11 protein-coding genes and 1 pseudogene are annotated in these 14,818 nt (G+C 63.5%); 5 read left to right on the forward strand and 7 right to left on the reverse strand.

The annotated features are described in order from the left end of the window. Nucleotides 1–76: 76 nt before the first annotated feature. Nucleotides 77–1,276: an AI-2E family transporter gene (locus Y703_RS0108885; RefSeq protein ID WP_081743467.1), complete on the forward strand. Its 1,200-nt coding sequence runs from the start codon at nt 77–79 to the stop codon at nt 1,274–1,276. 4 nt (nt 1,277–1,280) lie between these two features. Here the strand turns inward: Y703_RS0108885 and Y703_RS18905 are convergent, their stop codons facing one another. Together Y703_RS18905 and Y703_RS0108900 are read right to left on the reverse strand one after the other, a co-directional pair. Further along, a complete protein-coding gene (locus Y703_RS18905) occupies nt 1,281–2,072 on the reverse strand; it encodes an alpha/beta hydrolase (protein WP_035764373.1) in 792 nt (263 codons plus the stop codon). A 32-nt stretch (nt 2,073–2,104) separates the two neighbouring features. Further along, entirely contained in the window at nt 2,105–2,437 is a 333-nt protein-coding gene (locus Y703_RS0108900) for a hypothetical protein (RefSeq protein WP_026552429.1), read from the reverse strand. A gap of 91 nt (nt 2,438–2,528) precedes the next feature. Here Y703_RS0108900 and nucS point away from each other — a divergent pair, with 91 nt between their 5' ends. After that, entirely contained in the window at nt 2,529–3,224 is a 696-nt protein-coding gene (nucS, locus tag Y703_RS0108905; RefSeq protein ID WP_026552430.1) for an endonuclease NucS, read from the forward strand. 150 nt (nt 3,225–3,374) lie between these two features. Continuing rightward, the gene (locus Y703_RS18910; protein WP_081743464.1) at nt 3,375–4,835 is read left to right on the forward strand and encodes an HNH endonuclease; all 1,461 of its coding nucleotides are present in this window, start codon (nt 3,375–3,377) and stop codon (nt 4,833–4,835) included. 831 nt (nt 4,836–5,666) lie between these two features. Here the strand turns inward: Y703_RS18910 and Y703_RS0108915 are convergent. Then, entirely contained in the window at nt 5,667–8,183 is a 2,517-nt protein-coding gene (locus tag Y703_RS0108915; RefSeq protein WP_026552431.1) for a GcvT family protein, read from the reverse strand. Nucleotides 8,184–8,478: 295 nt separating this feature from the next. On the opposite strand from Y703_RS0108915, the gene Y703_RS18915 reads away from it, so the two are divergent. After that, complete coding sequence (locus tag Y703_RS18915; protein WP_051427434.1) at nt 8,479–9,258, forward strand: IclR family transcriptional regulator; 780 nt, start codon at nt 8,479–8,481, stop codon at nt 9,256–9,258. Here Y703_RS18915 and Y703_RS0108925 read toward each other — a convergent pair. Continuing rightward, nucleotides 9,251–10,015, reverse strand: coding sequence for a methylenetetrahydrofolate reductase (locus tag Y703_RS0108925; RefSeq protein ID WP_253907985.1), 765 nt, complete (start codon nt 10,013–10,015; stop codon nt 9,251–9,253). The genes Y703_RS18915 and Y703_RS0108925 overlap by 8 nt on opposite strands. Before the next feature lie 204 nt (nt 10,016–10,219). On the opposite strand from Y703_RS0108925, the gene Y703_RS0108930 reads away from it, so the two are divergent. Continuing rightward, nucleotides 10,220–11,524, forward strand: a complete 1,305-nt coding sequence (locus Y703_RS0108930) for a glycine cleavage T C-terminal barrel domain-containing protein (RefSeq protein ID WP_026552433.1) — start codon at nt 10,220–10,222, stop codon at nt 11,522–11,524. Between the two features lie 83 nt (nt 11,525–11,607). On the opposite strand, the gene Y703_RS18920 is transcribed toward Y703_RS0108930, so the two are convergent. The 3 genes and pseudogenes from Y703_RS18920 to Y703_RS18925 all read right to left on the reverse strand — a co-directional run. After that, nucleotides 11,608–13,092: a glycosyl hydrolase family 18 protein gene (locus Y703_RS18920; RefSeq protein WP_051427435.1), complete on the reverse strand. Its 1,485-nt coding sequence runs from the start codon at nt 13,090–13,092 to the stop codon at nt 11,608–11,610. A 401-nt stretch (nt 13,093–13,493) separates the two neighbouring features. Continuing rightward, a complete protein-coding gene (locus Y703_RS22510; RefSeq protein WP_026552434.1) occupies nt 13,494–14,162 on the reverse strand; it encodes a RodZ family helix-turn-helix domain-containing protein in 669 nt (222 codons plus the stop codon). Nucleotides 14,163–14,371: 209 nt separating this feature from the next. Beyond that, nucleotides 14,372–14,818: pseudogene (locus Y703_RS18925) on the reverse strand (polysaccharide biosynthesis protein); the annotation flags it as partial.

Consider the following 14,818-nt stretch of genomic DNA (forward strand, 5'->3'; position numbering starts at 1 on the left):
GCCCCGCCCCGCCGCCTCAACTAACGGACACGGCGGTCAACCGTCAGGTAGCTCCGATGATCCGGCTGAGCGCAGCATCGTCGGGGCGGTCCTGAGCAGGCTCCGCCGGCCCATCCCCGGCGCACAGCCACGCCTGCGGTTTGAGTTCCCGCCGGAGCGTATCCCAGCACCGGTGCCCACCGACGAGGGCGTTGTCCTCGGCGACGACCGGCTGAAGTTCGGCAACTCCGCGCCCCGGTCCATGCGGCATCACCCAATCCATTTCGGCTTCATGGGGACAGTGGGCGTAGGGCTGGCCCTCCTGGCCTATTTCATGATCACCAATGTGGGCCAACTGTTGCTGTGGATCGGCGCGGCAATGTTTATTGCGCTGGGGCTCGACCCTATTGTTCGCTGGCTGGAAAAGAGGCGGGTACCTCGTCCGGCAGGCATCGCCGTGGCACTGTTGCTGCTCGCGAGCGTGATTGCAGCGTTCTTTGCCACGCTGATTCCCACCATAGTGACTCAGACCAGCCAGTTCGCGGACCGGGCCCCCGGGTTCGTTGACAACTTCCTGAGCTCGGACTTCTTTCAGACCGTCGATGAACAGTTCCAGATCAGGGACCGGGTAACCGAGGAAGTAAATAACTTCTTCAACAACTCGGAAGCAGTTGGTGGCATCTTCGGCGGGGTGCTGGGTGTGGGAACAGTCATTATCAACAGCCTATTCGGGACGTTGATTGTGCTGGTTCTGACTCTGTACTTCCTGGCGTCCCTGCCGGCGATGAAGAAGTGGGCTTACAGGCTGGCGCCACGCTCCCGTCGTCCACGGGTGGAATCGCTGGCTGAGGAGATCACCAGTAGCGTCGGCAACTACGTGATTGGCCAGGCGTGCGTGGCGATCCTTAATGCAGCCTTCGCCTTCCTCTTCATGACCATAGCCCAGGTACCGTTCTCGGTATTGCTGGCCTTCGTCGTCGTACTGCTGGCGTTCATCCCGTTGGTGGGGGCGCTGATTGCAGCAGTGATCGTGACCCTGGTGGCACTGACGACAGGCTGGCAAACCGCACTGCTCTTCGCCGTCCTGTACCTCGCCTACCTTCAGGTCGAGGCCTACTTCATCTCGCCACGCGTCATGCAGCGCGCGGTAGCAGTTCCCGGGTCCGTGGCGGTCATCGCGGTGATTGCTGGCGGTAGCCTCCTGGGCGTTCTGGGCGCGTTGATAGCGATCCCGACGGCGGCGGCAGTGATGCTGCTACTCAAGGAGGTCTTTATCGCCCGTCAGGACAGTCAGTAGAGCCTTAGGAAGCGGTGGCAGCTGCCCCAGCCCAGGTTGACGGCAGCGGCTGGGACCTACCGGGCAGCACGGTATCGGTTATTTCGTCGAGCACCCGGGACGCGTATTTCTCCCCCACCCACAGATGCTTGGCGCCCTCGACACCGATAACCTCGGCCTGGGACGCCCGGCCGAACCGTTCCTTCGCTGCCTCGGGCTGCAGGTAGTCGTCGTGCTCGGGTACGAGCACCTTCAGCGGCAGTCCGGACGCAGCCCAGGCGTCAAGGTCCTCGTCGCCAGCACGGTGCAGTGGAGGCGATAGGAGTACAGCTCCCTTAATCAGCGAGGAGATTGGTTCGGTGGCCCCATACTTCAGACATAGCTCGGTGCCGAAAGACCAGCCCACCAGCCAGATATTCTCAGGGTGACGTTCGGCGGCCCAGGCGACAGCCGCCTCGATATCGGCGCGTTCGCCCGCCCCGCCGTCAAACTCACCCTCGCTGCAGCCGCGTGGTGAGCAGGTGCCGCGCGTGTTGAACCTCAGGACTGCTATGTCTGCCAGTGCCGGAAGCCGGAAGGAGGCTTTGCGGAACACATGCGAGTCCATGAAGCCGCCGGCCGTCGGCAGTGGGTGCATGGTCACCAGAGTGGCACGTGGCGCCCTACCCACCGGCTCGGCGAATTCGCCCACGAGAGTGAGCCCGTCGGCGGTGAGCAGCTCAATATCGGTACGGACCGCCGGAAGAACAGTCGATGCCCTGATATCCATGGGCCCGTCGGACTCGGTGAACTCGTAACTGGAGGCGTTGGAAGTCATCGTTTTAGTCTAGGGGAATGGCTGGCAGCGACTCAGTACCGGTAGCTGCGCGTCCGCCAGCAGTTGATGTGCCAATGCCGACGGCCGGCCAGCCCCGCAGCAGCACCGAACAGGGAGTCCTCCTGCCAGACCACCAGGTGCGCCAGGCCCGGCGGAATCACCCGGTGACAGCCGGGACAGACGTAGTCCTTGGCGGCGTTACGTTCGGTAATTGTCCGTACCGACCATTCGCCGTCGGGAGCGCTCTCCCGAGTTGGGATTCCTGCCCTCGCGCGCTCAAGATCGATTTCGGTCACCGGTCCCCCTTTGCGTCCGGGCTGCACAGTCGGCTTCCCAGGACGGCGGGGACGGTTGGAGCGCGGCATAGACCAAGTCTGCCCGATGAATCGCCCACGGATGCACCTCACGCACTGACCGGTGAAAAACTTGAGAGCAATGGACCGGTAAAGTGCAAGGGTGCGTTTAGTCATAGCTCAGTGCTCAGTCGATTACGTTGGACGCCTCCGCGCCCATCTGCCCCTAGCTACCCGGTTGCTCATGGTGAAGGCCGATGGGTCGGTTCTTGTCCACTCGGATGGTGGCTCCTACAAGCCCCTCAACTGGATGAGCCCGCCAGCCTCGCTGCGCATCACCAGCCCCGACGAAACTGACACCGAGCTGGGGGTCACCGAGGTGTGGAACGTCCAGCAGGCCAAAAGCGATGACCGCCTGGTAATCAATATCCACGAACTCATTCACGAGACCTCCCACGACCTTGGCGTTGACCCTGGCTTGGTCAAGGACGGCGTCGAGGCCGATCTGCAGCGTCTCCTCGCCGAACAGATCCACTTGGCCGGTGCCGGTTTCACACTGATCCGCAGGGAGTACATGACTGCCATCGGTCCTGTTGACATCCTCGCCCGTGACGCATCGGGAGCTACCGTAGCCATCGAGCTGAAGCGTCGTGGCGACATTGACGGTGTCGAGCAGCTCACGCGCTACCTCGAGCTCCTGAACCGCGACCCGCTGATGTCACCGGTGCGTGGGATCTTCGCCGCGCAGCAGATCAAACCGCAAGCGCGGGTCCTCGCCCTGGATCGAGGAATTGACTGCCTGACCCTCGACTACGACATGATGCGCGGTGTGGACGACGTCGAGTCACGTCTCTTCTAGCCGGGCCGACGGCGTACCACCCAGGTACGACCAAACGCGAAACCTTTGACGACAGCTGACAGACCGATATTTTTCCCTAATTTCGGGTGGGTCAGTCCGCCGCCTCGTTGGTTCCCTTAGAATGTCGGTGGGGCCTGAAATAATTGTCTTATGGACGGCATCAAGGCTCCATCGGTGATCCGGAAGGCATCCTCCTTCCGGACGGCGGCGCCGCGCGAAGCAGCTGGCCCGAGCGGCAGGACTGTTCGGGAATCCAGTACGGTTCCGGTGTCGAGCAAGGTCGCGGATGCCGGAGTGCGGGCGGTGATTGAGGCCCTTGACTCAGTGAAGCCGGCCGCGGATGCTGCCGGGCTGATCGACCAGCTCCGTGGGCTCGAGGAGTTGAAATCAGCGATCGCCGGCGTGCAGGCCCGGATCGCCGTCGCATTCGACCTCTGCGAACGTCACGCCCAAGCCCGGGCCGGAGTGCTCGCCGCCGAGCAGGGCAAAGGTGTTGGCGCTCAGATCGCCCTCGCCCGGCGTGAATCCCCCGCCCGCGGCAGCCGACTCCTCGGACTGGCGCGGGCTTTGGTCACGGAAATGCCCCACACGTTAGCGGCCCTCCACAACGGCCAGCTCAACGAATGGCGGGCCACGCTATTAGTCAAAGAAACCGCGTGTCTCTCCAGCGCTGACCGGTGCGCCGTCGATGAAGAACTCGCCCCCGACACGGGGACGTTCACCGGCTGCGGTGATAAAGCCATCACCGCCGCCGCCCGCACCGCTGCCTACCGCAGGGACCCGCGGGCCGTGGTCAACCGGGCTGCCCACGCCGCCAGTGAACGGTACGTCAGTATCCGCCCCGCCCCGGACACCATGACCTACCTCACCGCCCTGTTACCGGTCAAAGACGGGGTCGCCGCGTACGCGGCACTGACCCGGCACGCCGACACCGCCCACGCCACCGGAGACACCCGGTCCCGTGGCCAACTGATGGCCGATACCCTCATCGAACGCGTCACCGGGACACCCGGAGGTATCTCCCGGGTCGAGGTCCAGCTCATCATCACCGACCGGGCCCTGTTCCACGGCGATAGTGAACCCGCCAGGATCCCCGGCTACGGCATCGTCCCCTCAGCCTGGGCCCGAAACCTTCTCCAACCCGACCTATCCACCACCGGAGCAGAGAACTCAGGCCGCCATGCCTTCGATGTGTGGCTACGGCGCCTCTACACAGCACCCTCGGCTGGGGACCTGGTCGCCATGGACTCCACAGCCCGGCTCTTCACGCGGGCGCAACGCCGATTCATCGCCGCCCGCGATGACACCTGCCGGATGCCCTACTGCGATGCACCGATCCGCCACTACGACCACATCATCCCCTGGCACCGGCGCGGACCAACCACCATTGCCAACGGGGCAGGACTCTGCGAACACTGCAACCACACCAAAGAAATCACCGCCTGGACAGCACAACCACGCCCCTGCCCCGTCCCACGGCCGGGCCTCCGACACACCCTCAGCGTCACCACGCCCACCGGCCACACCTACCACTCCACCGCCCCACCCCCACCCGGCACCCCAGCTACCCCGGCTACCCGGCATTATCCGGAACCGACCCCACCGAACTAGCCAGGCCACTCAGGCAACAACTCCCACACCGCCATCCCAGCCGCTATCGACGAAGCTGACCACTCAGAGCGGCTAGGTGCTTTGAGCTAACCTCACACGAAGATCCAAAGGCCCTCAAGGTGAACAGGAGACACGGCTACGGTCGCGCCGTTAACCTCGGGAAGCTTCGCGCGGTTGCAAAGAGGTGTGGAGTTTGGCGCTGAATGGCGGTGTTCTGTGATCGCCCGGTGTCCCGGTCGGGGCGAATCCGTCTTGGATCGCATGGGTTACGAGCCACATAAGTTATGAGACATTTGCTCCCCATCTCAGGGCCTGAAAAGAATGTTAGAAGCCGGTTGCGCGACTACTCCATGCCCCATCTTCGGACTACTGGATTTTCGAGGCCAGCGTCAGCCCAGTGCACGGTTGGTGAGTCCGGGACCTTGACGTCCGGCTGATGCTATCCGAGACCAAAGCCCGCGGGGGACATACCCAACGTGGGCCGCGCAAACCCGGATACCGGCCGGGCACCTTTGATCACTGCGCATTGTTCTGGCTGCTTCAGGAAAGCGCGATCTATGCTCACGGTCTCGACTACTGCTGTCTTCTGAGGTGGGGGACCACGCATGATGTATCCTCTCCCTAGTCGGCCGTGCGTCGGCCTGGGGCCTCTGCTCGCCTCCTAAGAGAGGGGAACGACATTGAATCCATATTCTTGGTGGTGGGGGAAACGCGCTCAAGCAGAACGAGACGACTTCATTAAACGTGCATCTGCTCCCAAAGAAGAAGTTAAGGGGCATACATAGGGGCACGCTCCTCCCCTATATAGGGGGAGCACGGAAAGGGAGTCCCCTACCCCTTGATTCGTTTGTTTTCCGGATCGAACAGAGGCGTCGCATCGGTGGCCGCCACTGTGACGGGATACAGATCCTCCATGTAGCTGACGGCCAGCGCGGTGCCAGTCACTGCCAGCGCGGGCGGAAGGTAGCCCATCAGCACATGCTTTCCCAGGGACGGAGCGGACCCCGCTGAGGTGACGTAGGAGCGCCGCCCGCGTGCGTCGGTCAGGGGCCCGCCGTCCCGCTCAACGATCGGTTCGCCGCCAAGCATGTACCGGCGTCGTCCGTTGGCAGAAACGTGGTCATCCACTGTCAGGGAACAGAGCACGGCTGCTGGATCGCTGGCACGCTGTGCAATGTATGCGTCGCGGCCGGTGAACTCGGCATCCTTGACGCGGGGCCGCAGCAGCCCGGCCTCAACCAGGGTGCGTTCGGTATCCAGTTCGGCGCCGTGCGCCCGGTAGCTTTTTTCGATGCGTCCGGTGCCCCCGTAGACGCCGATTCCCACTGGGACCAGCCCGTGCGGTGCTCCCGCCGAGCGGACCAGATCCCACAGCCGCGCGCCCTGCTCCATGGGCACGTAGAGTTCCCATCCCAGCTCGCCAACGTAGGACATCCGGGACGCGAGCACGGAGAGCGGGCCAACCTGAATGTCACGGCAGGAGCTGAACCGGAAGCCCTCATGAGAAATGTCGTGATCCGTGAGCGCCCCAAGAATGTCGCGTGCGCGCGGCCCCCAGAGTCCCACGGTTGTATAGGCAGATGTTTGGTCGACAAGCTGCGCACTGCCGTCGGCCGGCAGATGATCCTGAAACCGCCTGCGGTCGATATTGCCCGTCAGCCCGCCGGTAACCACACGGAAGTGCGCATCGCCGAGCCGCATCACGGTGAGGTCGGCACGGATGCCGCCACGGGAATCGAGCACAGGCGTGTAAACGACGCGGCCAATCCCGACGTCAGCTTGCGCCACGATCGTGCGCTGCACTGCCGCGAGCGCCCCCGGACCAACGACGTCGAAAATCGCGAACGCCGACAGGTCAACGACGCCCGCACGCTCACGCATCGCTAGATGCTCGGCGTTGATGATGGGCGACCACCACCGGCTGTCCCATTCGACTTCCCTCGGCATCACGGCGTCGCCGTAGTCGCCCAGGAGGGCCTCGTTGGATTTGTACCACATGGGTCGCTCCCAGCCGGCGGCCTCGAAGAACTCTGCCCCGAGGTCACGCTGGCTGGAGTACATCGGAGCCAGCCGCACGTTGCGGTTGCTGCTCCACTGCTCCCCGGGATGCACAATCCCATAGGTCTTATTGAACCCCTCCGCTGCGCGTGCCTTGACGTGCTCGCTGGTCCGTTGGTGTGGGTAGAAGCGTGCGACGTCGGCGTGATGAAGGTCGATCCCAGGGTTCCCGTGGGTCATCCATTCGGCCAACAGACGCCCAACGGCCGGACCTTCCCTGATCCACACCGCGGCCGCTGACCAGAGGCCCGCAACCTCCGGTGTCTCTCCCAGCACCTGCCCACCATCAGCAGTCAGGGAGAGCAGTCCGTTGATGGCGTAGTTGATCTGTACGTCCGGATTGCCCAGAATTTCAGGCATCAATTCCCTGGTCTGCTTGAGTTGCGGCTCAAAATCGTCAGCGGTGAACGGCATTTCGGTGGGTGAAAGTTCCGCCTGGTCAATCGATGGAATCCCGTCGGCATCCAGCAGGATGGGACGGTGCGCATAGGAGCCGACCTCCAGATCGGAACAGTGCTGGCGTTCATAGCAGAACATATCCATGTCCCGGATCATGGGGAAAGAGATTTCCCCTGGTGTGTCTGCGAACCGGGGCACCGGGCCCACCTTGATGAGTTGGTGCACGGCGGGCGTCAACGGGATGGATGCCCCGGCCATCGCTGCGATGCGCGGACTCCACACCCCACAGGCGACGACGACGGTAGCGGCTTCGATATCTCCCCCGGTTGTCCTGACGCGGCGAATCCGGCCACCCTCTACGTCAAGACCGATCACCTCGACCTCGGAAACAACCTGCAGCGCTCCGCGTTCCAGCGCCTGTTCGCGCATGATTTCGCCGGCGCGCACGGAATCGACAACGCCAGCCGACGGGGTCCAGAAACCACCAACGAGTACCGCCGGGTCAATGAAGGGCACCTTCTCGTGAACCTGGCCCGGTGTGACAAGTTCGGAGTCAATCCCCCAGGCCTTCGCTGAGGACATCCGTCGGCGCAGCTCCTCCATCCGCGCCTCCGTGCGTGCCACCTCAAACCCGCCGGACACGGTAAAAACGCCCATGTCTCTGTACTGGCGGACACTTTCCAGGATGAGGTCAGTGACGCCCCGGGGGTGGTTGACGGGGAAGATGAAGTTGGATGCGTGACCGGTGGAACCGCCGGGGTTGGGGAGAGGGCCCTTGTCGATCTGCACAATATCCCGCCACCCCAGCCGGGCAAGGTGGTGCACCAGCGAGTTGCCCACAATGCCGGCACCAATAACCACGGCCTGCGCCCTGGTTGGAACGGTATTCATTTTTCGCTCCTCCATCACCGGACTGTCTGCGTGCCCTGCAGCCCGCGGTTCGCCGTCGTCCGGCGCCCCTGCTTTCGCAGATTCTCTCTCAGAATCCTTGCGTGGAATCCGGGTGTCAAGAGTTCGCTTCAATTCCGCGGGGTTGCATCGTCGTGCTCCGGGCCGGGTTCGACCTGACCGCTACCCGGAGCCCACCCAGCAGGTTCCCCGCTGGTAGAGTCTGGACCGGCTGTTGGGGGCTGACTCCCGGGCGAACCGGAGACGTATTGCAGCAAGCAACTGAAGGGAGCGGCACGTGGCAAACGGTTCTCAATCCATCGACCGCGCCGCGCTGCTGCTCGCCCTGGTGATCCATTCAGTCGACCCGATTTCCTACACCGAGCTGGTGGACCGAAGCGGGTTGGCACGGTCCACCGTTTCACGGCTGCTGCAGGCACTTGAACGCAATGGAATGCTGGAACGTAATCACGATGGGCACTTCCTGGGCGGCGCGCTGTTCACCCACTATGCCACCCGGTTTGACCGCGTGGAGTCCCTGGCCACTGCCGCACAACCAATGCTCGAGCGGATCGCCGAGGAGACCGGCGAATCCGTGACCCTTGGTGTTCCGCGCGGGGACAAGGTGGTTCACGTAGCCCAGACCGACTCCAGCTATATCCTTGGGACGACCAATTGGGTGGGAGTCGATCTGCCGCCGCACTGCTCCGCGCTCGGCAAGGTGCTGTATGCCTTCGGGGCGCTCCGCCTACCCAGGGATCCACTTGAGCAGAGGACACCCAACACAGTGCCCAATGTTGCAGTCCTCGACGGCGAGCTGGCCCAGGTTCGGGAACAGGGCTATTCGCTGACCCGTGGTGAGCTTGAGGAGGGGCTGGATGCACTTGCGGCACCCGTCAGCGACAGCGATGGGAGGGTTCTAGCGGCGATTGGGGTATCGGGTCCAGCCTTCAGGCTGGAACAGTCCCACCAGGTAATTGGTGCTCTACTGGTGGCCGAAGCCAGTTTGCTGTCACGGATCCTGGCTCGGCGTGCACGCAAAGAAGCCGCTGCTCCTGACCCCGGCGCATTCAGCTGACGCGACCGCCCGGGCGCTCGAGGAGGTTCCGCCGCCAATCTTCGGTCTGGCGTACCTGGTTGAAGGTGTAAATATGCAACCCCTCAACCCCGGATCCAGGCTTCACCAACGCAGGAGTAAGACGGTCAAGGAATCGCTCCGGACTGTAGCCGCCGGGCGCCGCTATGCGCGCAAAGAGGGACGTGTTCTTGGCGAGAAACCGAGTGGACTCCCCCACCCCGATCCTGGTGGCCACGGACAGCAGTTTTGATCGCTCAACCGGCCCCGGCATGCCGACCCATAGCGGCAGGCCGATGCCGCGCTTCCGCACACGTTCAATCCAGGCAGCGATAACCGCCGGATTAAGGCACAGGTTGCTCACCAGGTTGGTGGCGTGATTGCGCTTGTCCCACATCGCCTGAATGGTGACGTCGTCAGGAATGACTGGATGGGACTCGGGATAGCCTGCGATTCCCACCGACCGGAAGGGCCGCCCCAGGGCTGTGAGGTCCTGCAGCAATTCGAGCGACCCCGCATAACCGGCCCGATCCGGCCGCGCGTCCCCTGCCGGAATGAAAACGCTGTCTACGCCGGCACCCACTAGCTGTTCGACAATCTCCTCCAAATGCTTCCGCCCCTGAACCATTCGGGCGGCAACGTGGGGAATGGTTTGATACCCGGCACGGCTGAGAGTCTCTGCCACCGTCAGGGTCGCTGCCAGCCCTTTCCCGGCAGATGCAGTGATAGTCAGCTGGCGGCCAACAGGCAGGTGCGCCATCACGTCATCCGCAATGGACGCCGTGGGAAGAACTTCATACCGGGCGGTCTCAAGCAGCCTGCGGCACGAAGGCTTCAGAAAATCCCTTGCACGCCACACCCGGGACATCATACACTCACCATGTGGGACCTTAGTTCCATTTTATGAGACTACGCCGACTGCCCCGGTCGGCAATACCCCTGAGCTGGTCGATAGGGAGTCATAATGCATCACAACGTTCCATCAGTTGACCAACGTGACCGAACAGTTCCAATCAACCTCCGCCAGTCGGGCCCAACCCCGGTGGAAATGCAGATCGACACCCGGGTCCGCAAATCACCGTATTGGCAGCTTTCCCATCAAGCAGGCTGCTGGCGCGCACAGGTCTACAACCGGATGTACCACCCGAGAGGCTACATCCGCCCCGAAGACGGCGGGATGATGGCCGAGTATGAGGCCCTGGTTAGACACGTCACCATGTGGAACGTTGCCGTGGAACGGCAGATCCAGGTCAAGGGCCCGGACGCGGAGGCCTTTGTGAACTTTGTCATCACCCGCGATGCCACCAAGATTCCCGCAATGAGGGCGCGGTACGTGATCCTGTGCAACGAAGCCGGAGGAATCCTCAACGACCCGGTGTTGCTTCGCGTCGCCGAGGACGAGTTCTGGTTCAGCCTTTCCGACTCCGACCTGTGGCTATGGCTTCAAGGAGTCAATGTAGGCAAACGCTTCAATGTGAGTATCGCGGAGATCGACGTGTCACCCGTGCAGATTCAGGGACCCAAATCTGTTGACCTGATGGTGGACCTGATTGGACAGGCAGCCACCGAAATCCCCTCGTACGGGCTGCTCGCCTCATCGGTCGGCGGTTGCGAGGTCATTGTTTCGCAGACAGGCTTCACGGGCGAGAAGGGGTACGAAATCTACCTTCGCGACGCAACCCTGCACGCGGAACAACTGTGGAATGCCGTGCTGGAGGCTGGCAAACCCCACAACCTCATGGTGGTCGCCCCGGCACACCACCGGCGGATTGCAGCGGGAATTCTGTCGTGGGGTCAGGATATGGATGCCGAGACGCTGCCGTTCCAAGTGAATCTGGGCTATCAAATTCCCCGGCAGAAGACCGCGGACTATATCGGGAAAGAAGCATTGGAAGCGGCGCGTGCCGCAGTGGAAGCCGGATCACCTCCATACACCCACACCCTCGTGGGGATGAAGCTCGGTGGTCAGCCGATTGACGACTATGCGCCCGACTTCTGGTTGATTAGCGCAGCGCAGGACGGCGATCCCATCGGTTACGTCACCTCACCGTGGTTTTCGCCGGAGCTGGGCACCAACATCGCAATGGGATTCGTTCCAACCGACCTCGCCGCGATTGGCACGAAGCTGTGGGTGCACCTGCCTGAGCCCTACGCTTCGGAGCCCGGCAGACCGGTCAGCGCCGACGTCGTCGAGATGCCGTTCCGCGAGTCGGTCAACCCCAACCAGCGCGAGTTGTTGAAGGTTCGCGGGATGGACGCCGCCGTCTGAGGATCCAGACGGTATTCGTTGGGCAGCCAGCCCTCCTTACGAGGGGGTCGGGAGTTCAAACTGCCCGGCCATGCCTGGGCGGGTCAGCCGCCCGTTCGCCTCCACGGACCCCACTGCTCGGCACCTGGAACATCACCGCTGGTCCACCATTGCGTCCGGTACACCTCGCCCTCGAAGATCACGCGCTGGCCTTCGGTGTAGACCTCGTCCGCATCCCACGCCACAGGTTCGGCGTCCGCTGCCTCCTGAACAGACAGCGACGGCGCGGTTTCCGGCGAGGCGCTCGGCGTTGTCGTGCCGGAAACCGCAGTTGGCGTACTGGTTGGCTGGCCAGCGGCCTTGGTCATCACCCTGTCGCGGGCCGGGCCTTGTGAGGCTTCGCGCAGCTCATCGGACAGGACGGTCAGGAGCGAACCGTCCCGGTTGCCTGCAAGATCCCACCACATGCCGCCGCCGAGCCCTAGCTCCTGGATGTAATCGCTTTTGAGTTTCACAGTTTCGGGATTGTCGTAGCTCCACCACTGGTCGCCGTCGAACCGCCACGCCGCCCCAAGGGTCGGGTCAGTGAATTCCTCGCCTACCTCGCGCAGCTTGTCGTAATCCTCGAGGCCGGGTTCCTCGCCGCCCGGCGCCGGTCCGGTGGCCGTGCCCCATGGCTCGGCGGTGTCAGCGCCCAGCCAGCCCCTGCCGAACGCCGCAAGGCCGAGCCCGAGTTTCGCGGGGTCAATTCCGGCCTCAAGATACGCGCTCACTGTCCTGTCCACCGAGAATCGTTCACCGTCTGGACGTGGATCTTCGGGATCGTCGAAGAGGTTTCCCTGGTGGCCGGTGAGCCCCGGCTCCCATGTCCCCCACAGGTCGTAGCCCTGGATGTTTCCGAAGTCGAGATACTCGAACAGATCGGGGTCGTTCCAGCCCCCGGCCTCAATAATCTCCGGGTTCGCGGGAAGGAAGGCGCTCAGAGAATAGGAGGCGCCCGTGCTGGCACCATAGGCGTCGAGCTGCTCCCGGAATTCCTGCAGCAGCAACCGGAAGTTCTCGGCGTCATTCTCGGTGTCCACCCCGTTCCCCTCGAGTCCTTTATCGCTGCCGGGCCACTCCCAGTCAATGTCAATCCCATCGAAGATACCGGCCGCAGCCCCGTTCCCTCCCCTGCCGTCGATCATCGGAAGGTTTCCCTTGATGTACAGGTCGATGCAGGAGGCAACGAGCGTCTTGCGGGATTCGTCGGTTGCCGCAGCGCGCGAGAAATTCTTGGACCAGGTCCACCCCCCGAGTGAGATCACAGCGCGCAGCCCAGGGTTGGCTTCCTTCAGCTGCCGGAGCTGGTTGAAGGATCCGGCCAGCGGCTGCTCCGCAGTGTCACCGGTGCCGGCGATGGAGTTGGCCGCGTCGTAGGCCATACCGTAGTCGGCCCATGCATCGGAGGCACCGTCAGAGCCGTCCGGGCCGCTCCCCTGAGCCCGGTTTGCCTCGAAGCAAGTGAGCGTTTCGTGGTGGATGTTGCCGAAGGCGTAATTAATGTGGCTCAGGTTTCCAACGGCTCCCGAGTCCTGAAGCGCTTTCATGGGGAATTGGCGGCCGTAGACCCCCCACTGCGGGAAATAGCCGACACTCCGGTAGCCGGAGTGGTGGCGGGATCGTCGGAACCGGTCCCTTCCGACGAGTCCTGGCCGGAGCAGGCGGCAATGCCACTGATTCCCAGTAGGGCCACGACGGTCATGACGACGATCCGCTGCGATCGGCGCGGGCGCACTCGTTTCATTCTTTCCCCCGGAAGGTGAGACCAGCACCGGCAGGCAGCGGCTCTTCTAGGCTACGGTATGAAGCTTGCTGGCTAACGCCCGCCGGTCAAAGGGGTAAGAACGCTCCCGACCTCACGCCAAGGTACAGAATTTCGTCCAACTACTGCGTCGAACACCATCGTTACCTTGGGCTTGAGTCGCGGCAACGATCTCATACTCGTGCCCTATTTGAGGCTGAGCACTTCGTCAATCAGGCGGTTGTTGACGAACACCCTGGCACTTGTGGCACCGATAGCGGCCATCGCAGTGTATTCCAGCTGCGCCTTTGCGCGCGGTACGTCGCAGACACCCCCAAGCATGAACTCCCCGGTGAGCCACACCGTGACGGTACTGCCGTTCAGCTCGCCGTCGACGTACGTGAGACTCGACTTGTACAGGACGTTCACGAGCCCCGACATGCCGACGTCGCGACTCTTGTTTGCGAGCAGGGTCTCCATGCTGGAACCCACCTGCTCAGTGAATCGGACGGGGGCCGTGGTCGTAGCGATCAGACTGTCACCGCAGCCGACCAAGGGTCCTGAAACACCGTTGTCACCGACAGCGACATAGTAGATGGTCAGCGGAGCAACCTGCTCCGGAAGTCCCGTGGGCGTTGGTTCCGCCGTCGCGGGCGGGCTCGCGGGGGCGGAGGACGGCGGTACAGCAGCCGTGGAGGTAGGGGCGGCCGACGGCGTACTCGGCGCAGGCGGGCTCTGCGTCGTTCCGGACGGGCTTACTGTCGTGGTTGGAGCGGCGGGGTTGCTCGTCGGGGCGGCGGCCGGCGGGCCGAAACAGCCTGTGAGCACGATGAGGCCGGAGAGTCCGAGAACCCCGAATGCCGAACGCCTGGTCATGATCCCCCCTCGCATGCGGCCTCGCCCCGTTGCGGGGCCGCACCTTGAAGCTACGCCTATGGGTTTCTGCGGAACAGAGACTTTTGTCCGGCTTCGGCGGTTGGAACCCCGATGGGCGGCACCAGCAGTCAGTTATGCGATTGAACCGAAATTCCACCACGTTCAGTAGCCGATCACCTCGGCCACTTCACGAGAATTCGTAGCTCCCGTCATCCGGGAGGCACGGCAGGGGGTGCTGATAGCCCCTCGACGCGGACAGGCAGCGCCTTGTCGCCCCGCAGCAGTGCGCGGAGCAACCGCCGTGCCTCCCACCGGAGCCACAGGCGCGCTTGGCCGCGCCGCAGCACCAGACCACCGCTCGGGGTCGTGTACCGCTTCTGGAGATCGTCCAGCTCCTCGGCTTGCAGCAGCGCGACCGTGCTTCCCGCAGCCGAGTCGATAAGCCGGACCAGCGCGGACGGTCCCGTCAGATCGGTGGCGACGAGGCGCTGCCCGCTCGCGGCGAGAATTGTCTTCTGCGCTGCGCGGGTGACGACCAGCGGACGTGACGGCCCGTCCAGCAGGCCGGTCAGCACGTCCGCGGCCGCGTCTGGGCGACCGATTCTCCGCGCCGCCGCCTGCATCCGCTGGAGCCGGCCCGGCTCGCGCAGCACCTC

The organism is Arthrobacter sp. H20 (assembly GCF_000520515.1).
GTDB lineage: Bacteria > Actinomycetota > Actinomycetes > Actinomycetales > Micrococcaceae > Arthrobacter_D.

Coding starts and splice junctions, on each gene's coding strand:
- Y703_RS18905 (WP_035764373.1), bottom strand. CDS start 2,072: ATGACTTCCAACGCCTCCAGTTACGAGTTCACCGAGTCCGACGGGCCC.
- Y703_RS0108930 (WP_026552433.1), top strand. CDS start 10,220: ATGCATCACAACGTTCCATCAGTTGACCAACGTGACCGAACAGTTCCA.
- Y703_RS0108925 (WP_253907985.1), bottom strand. CDS start 10,015: ATGGCGCACCTGCCTGTTGGCCGCCAGCTGACTATCACTGCATCTGCC.
- Y703_RS18910 (WP_081743464.1), top strand. CDS start 3,375: ATGGACGGCATCAAGGCTCCATCGGTGATCCGGAAGGCATCCTCCTTC.
- Y703_RS0108900 (WP_026552429.1), bottom strand. CDS start 2,437: ATGCCGCGCTCCAACCGTCCCCGCCGTCCTGGGAAGCCGACTGTGCAG.
- Y703_RS0108915 (WP_026552431.1), bottom strand. CDS start 8,183: ATGAATACCGTTCCAACCAGGGCGCAGGCCGTGGTTATTGGTGCCGGC.
- Y703_RS18920 (WP_051427435.1), bottom strand. CDS start 13,092: ATGAAAGCGCTTCAGGACTCGGGAGCCGTTGGAAACCTGAGCCACATT.
- Y703_RS22510 (WP_026552434.1), bottom strand. CDS start 14,162: ATGACCAGGCGTTCGGCATTCGGGGTTCTCGGACTCTCCGGCCTCATC.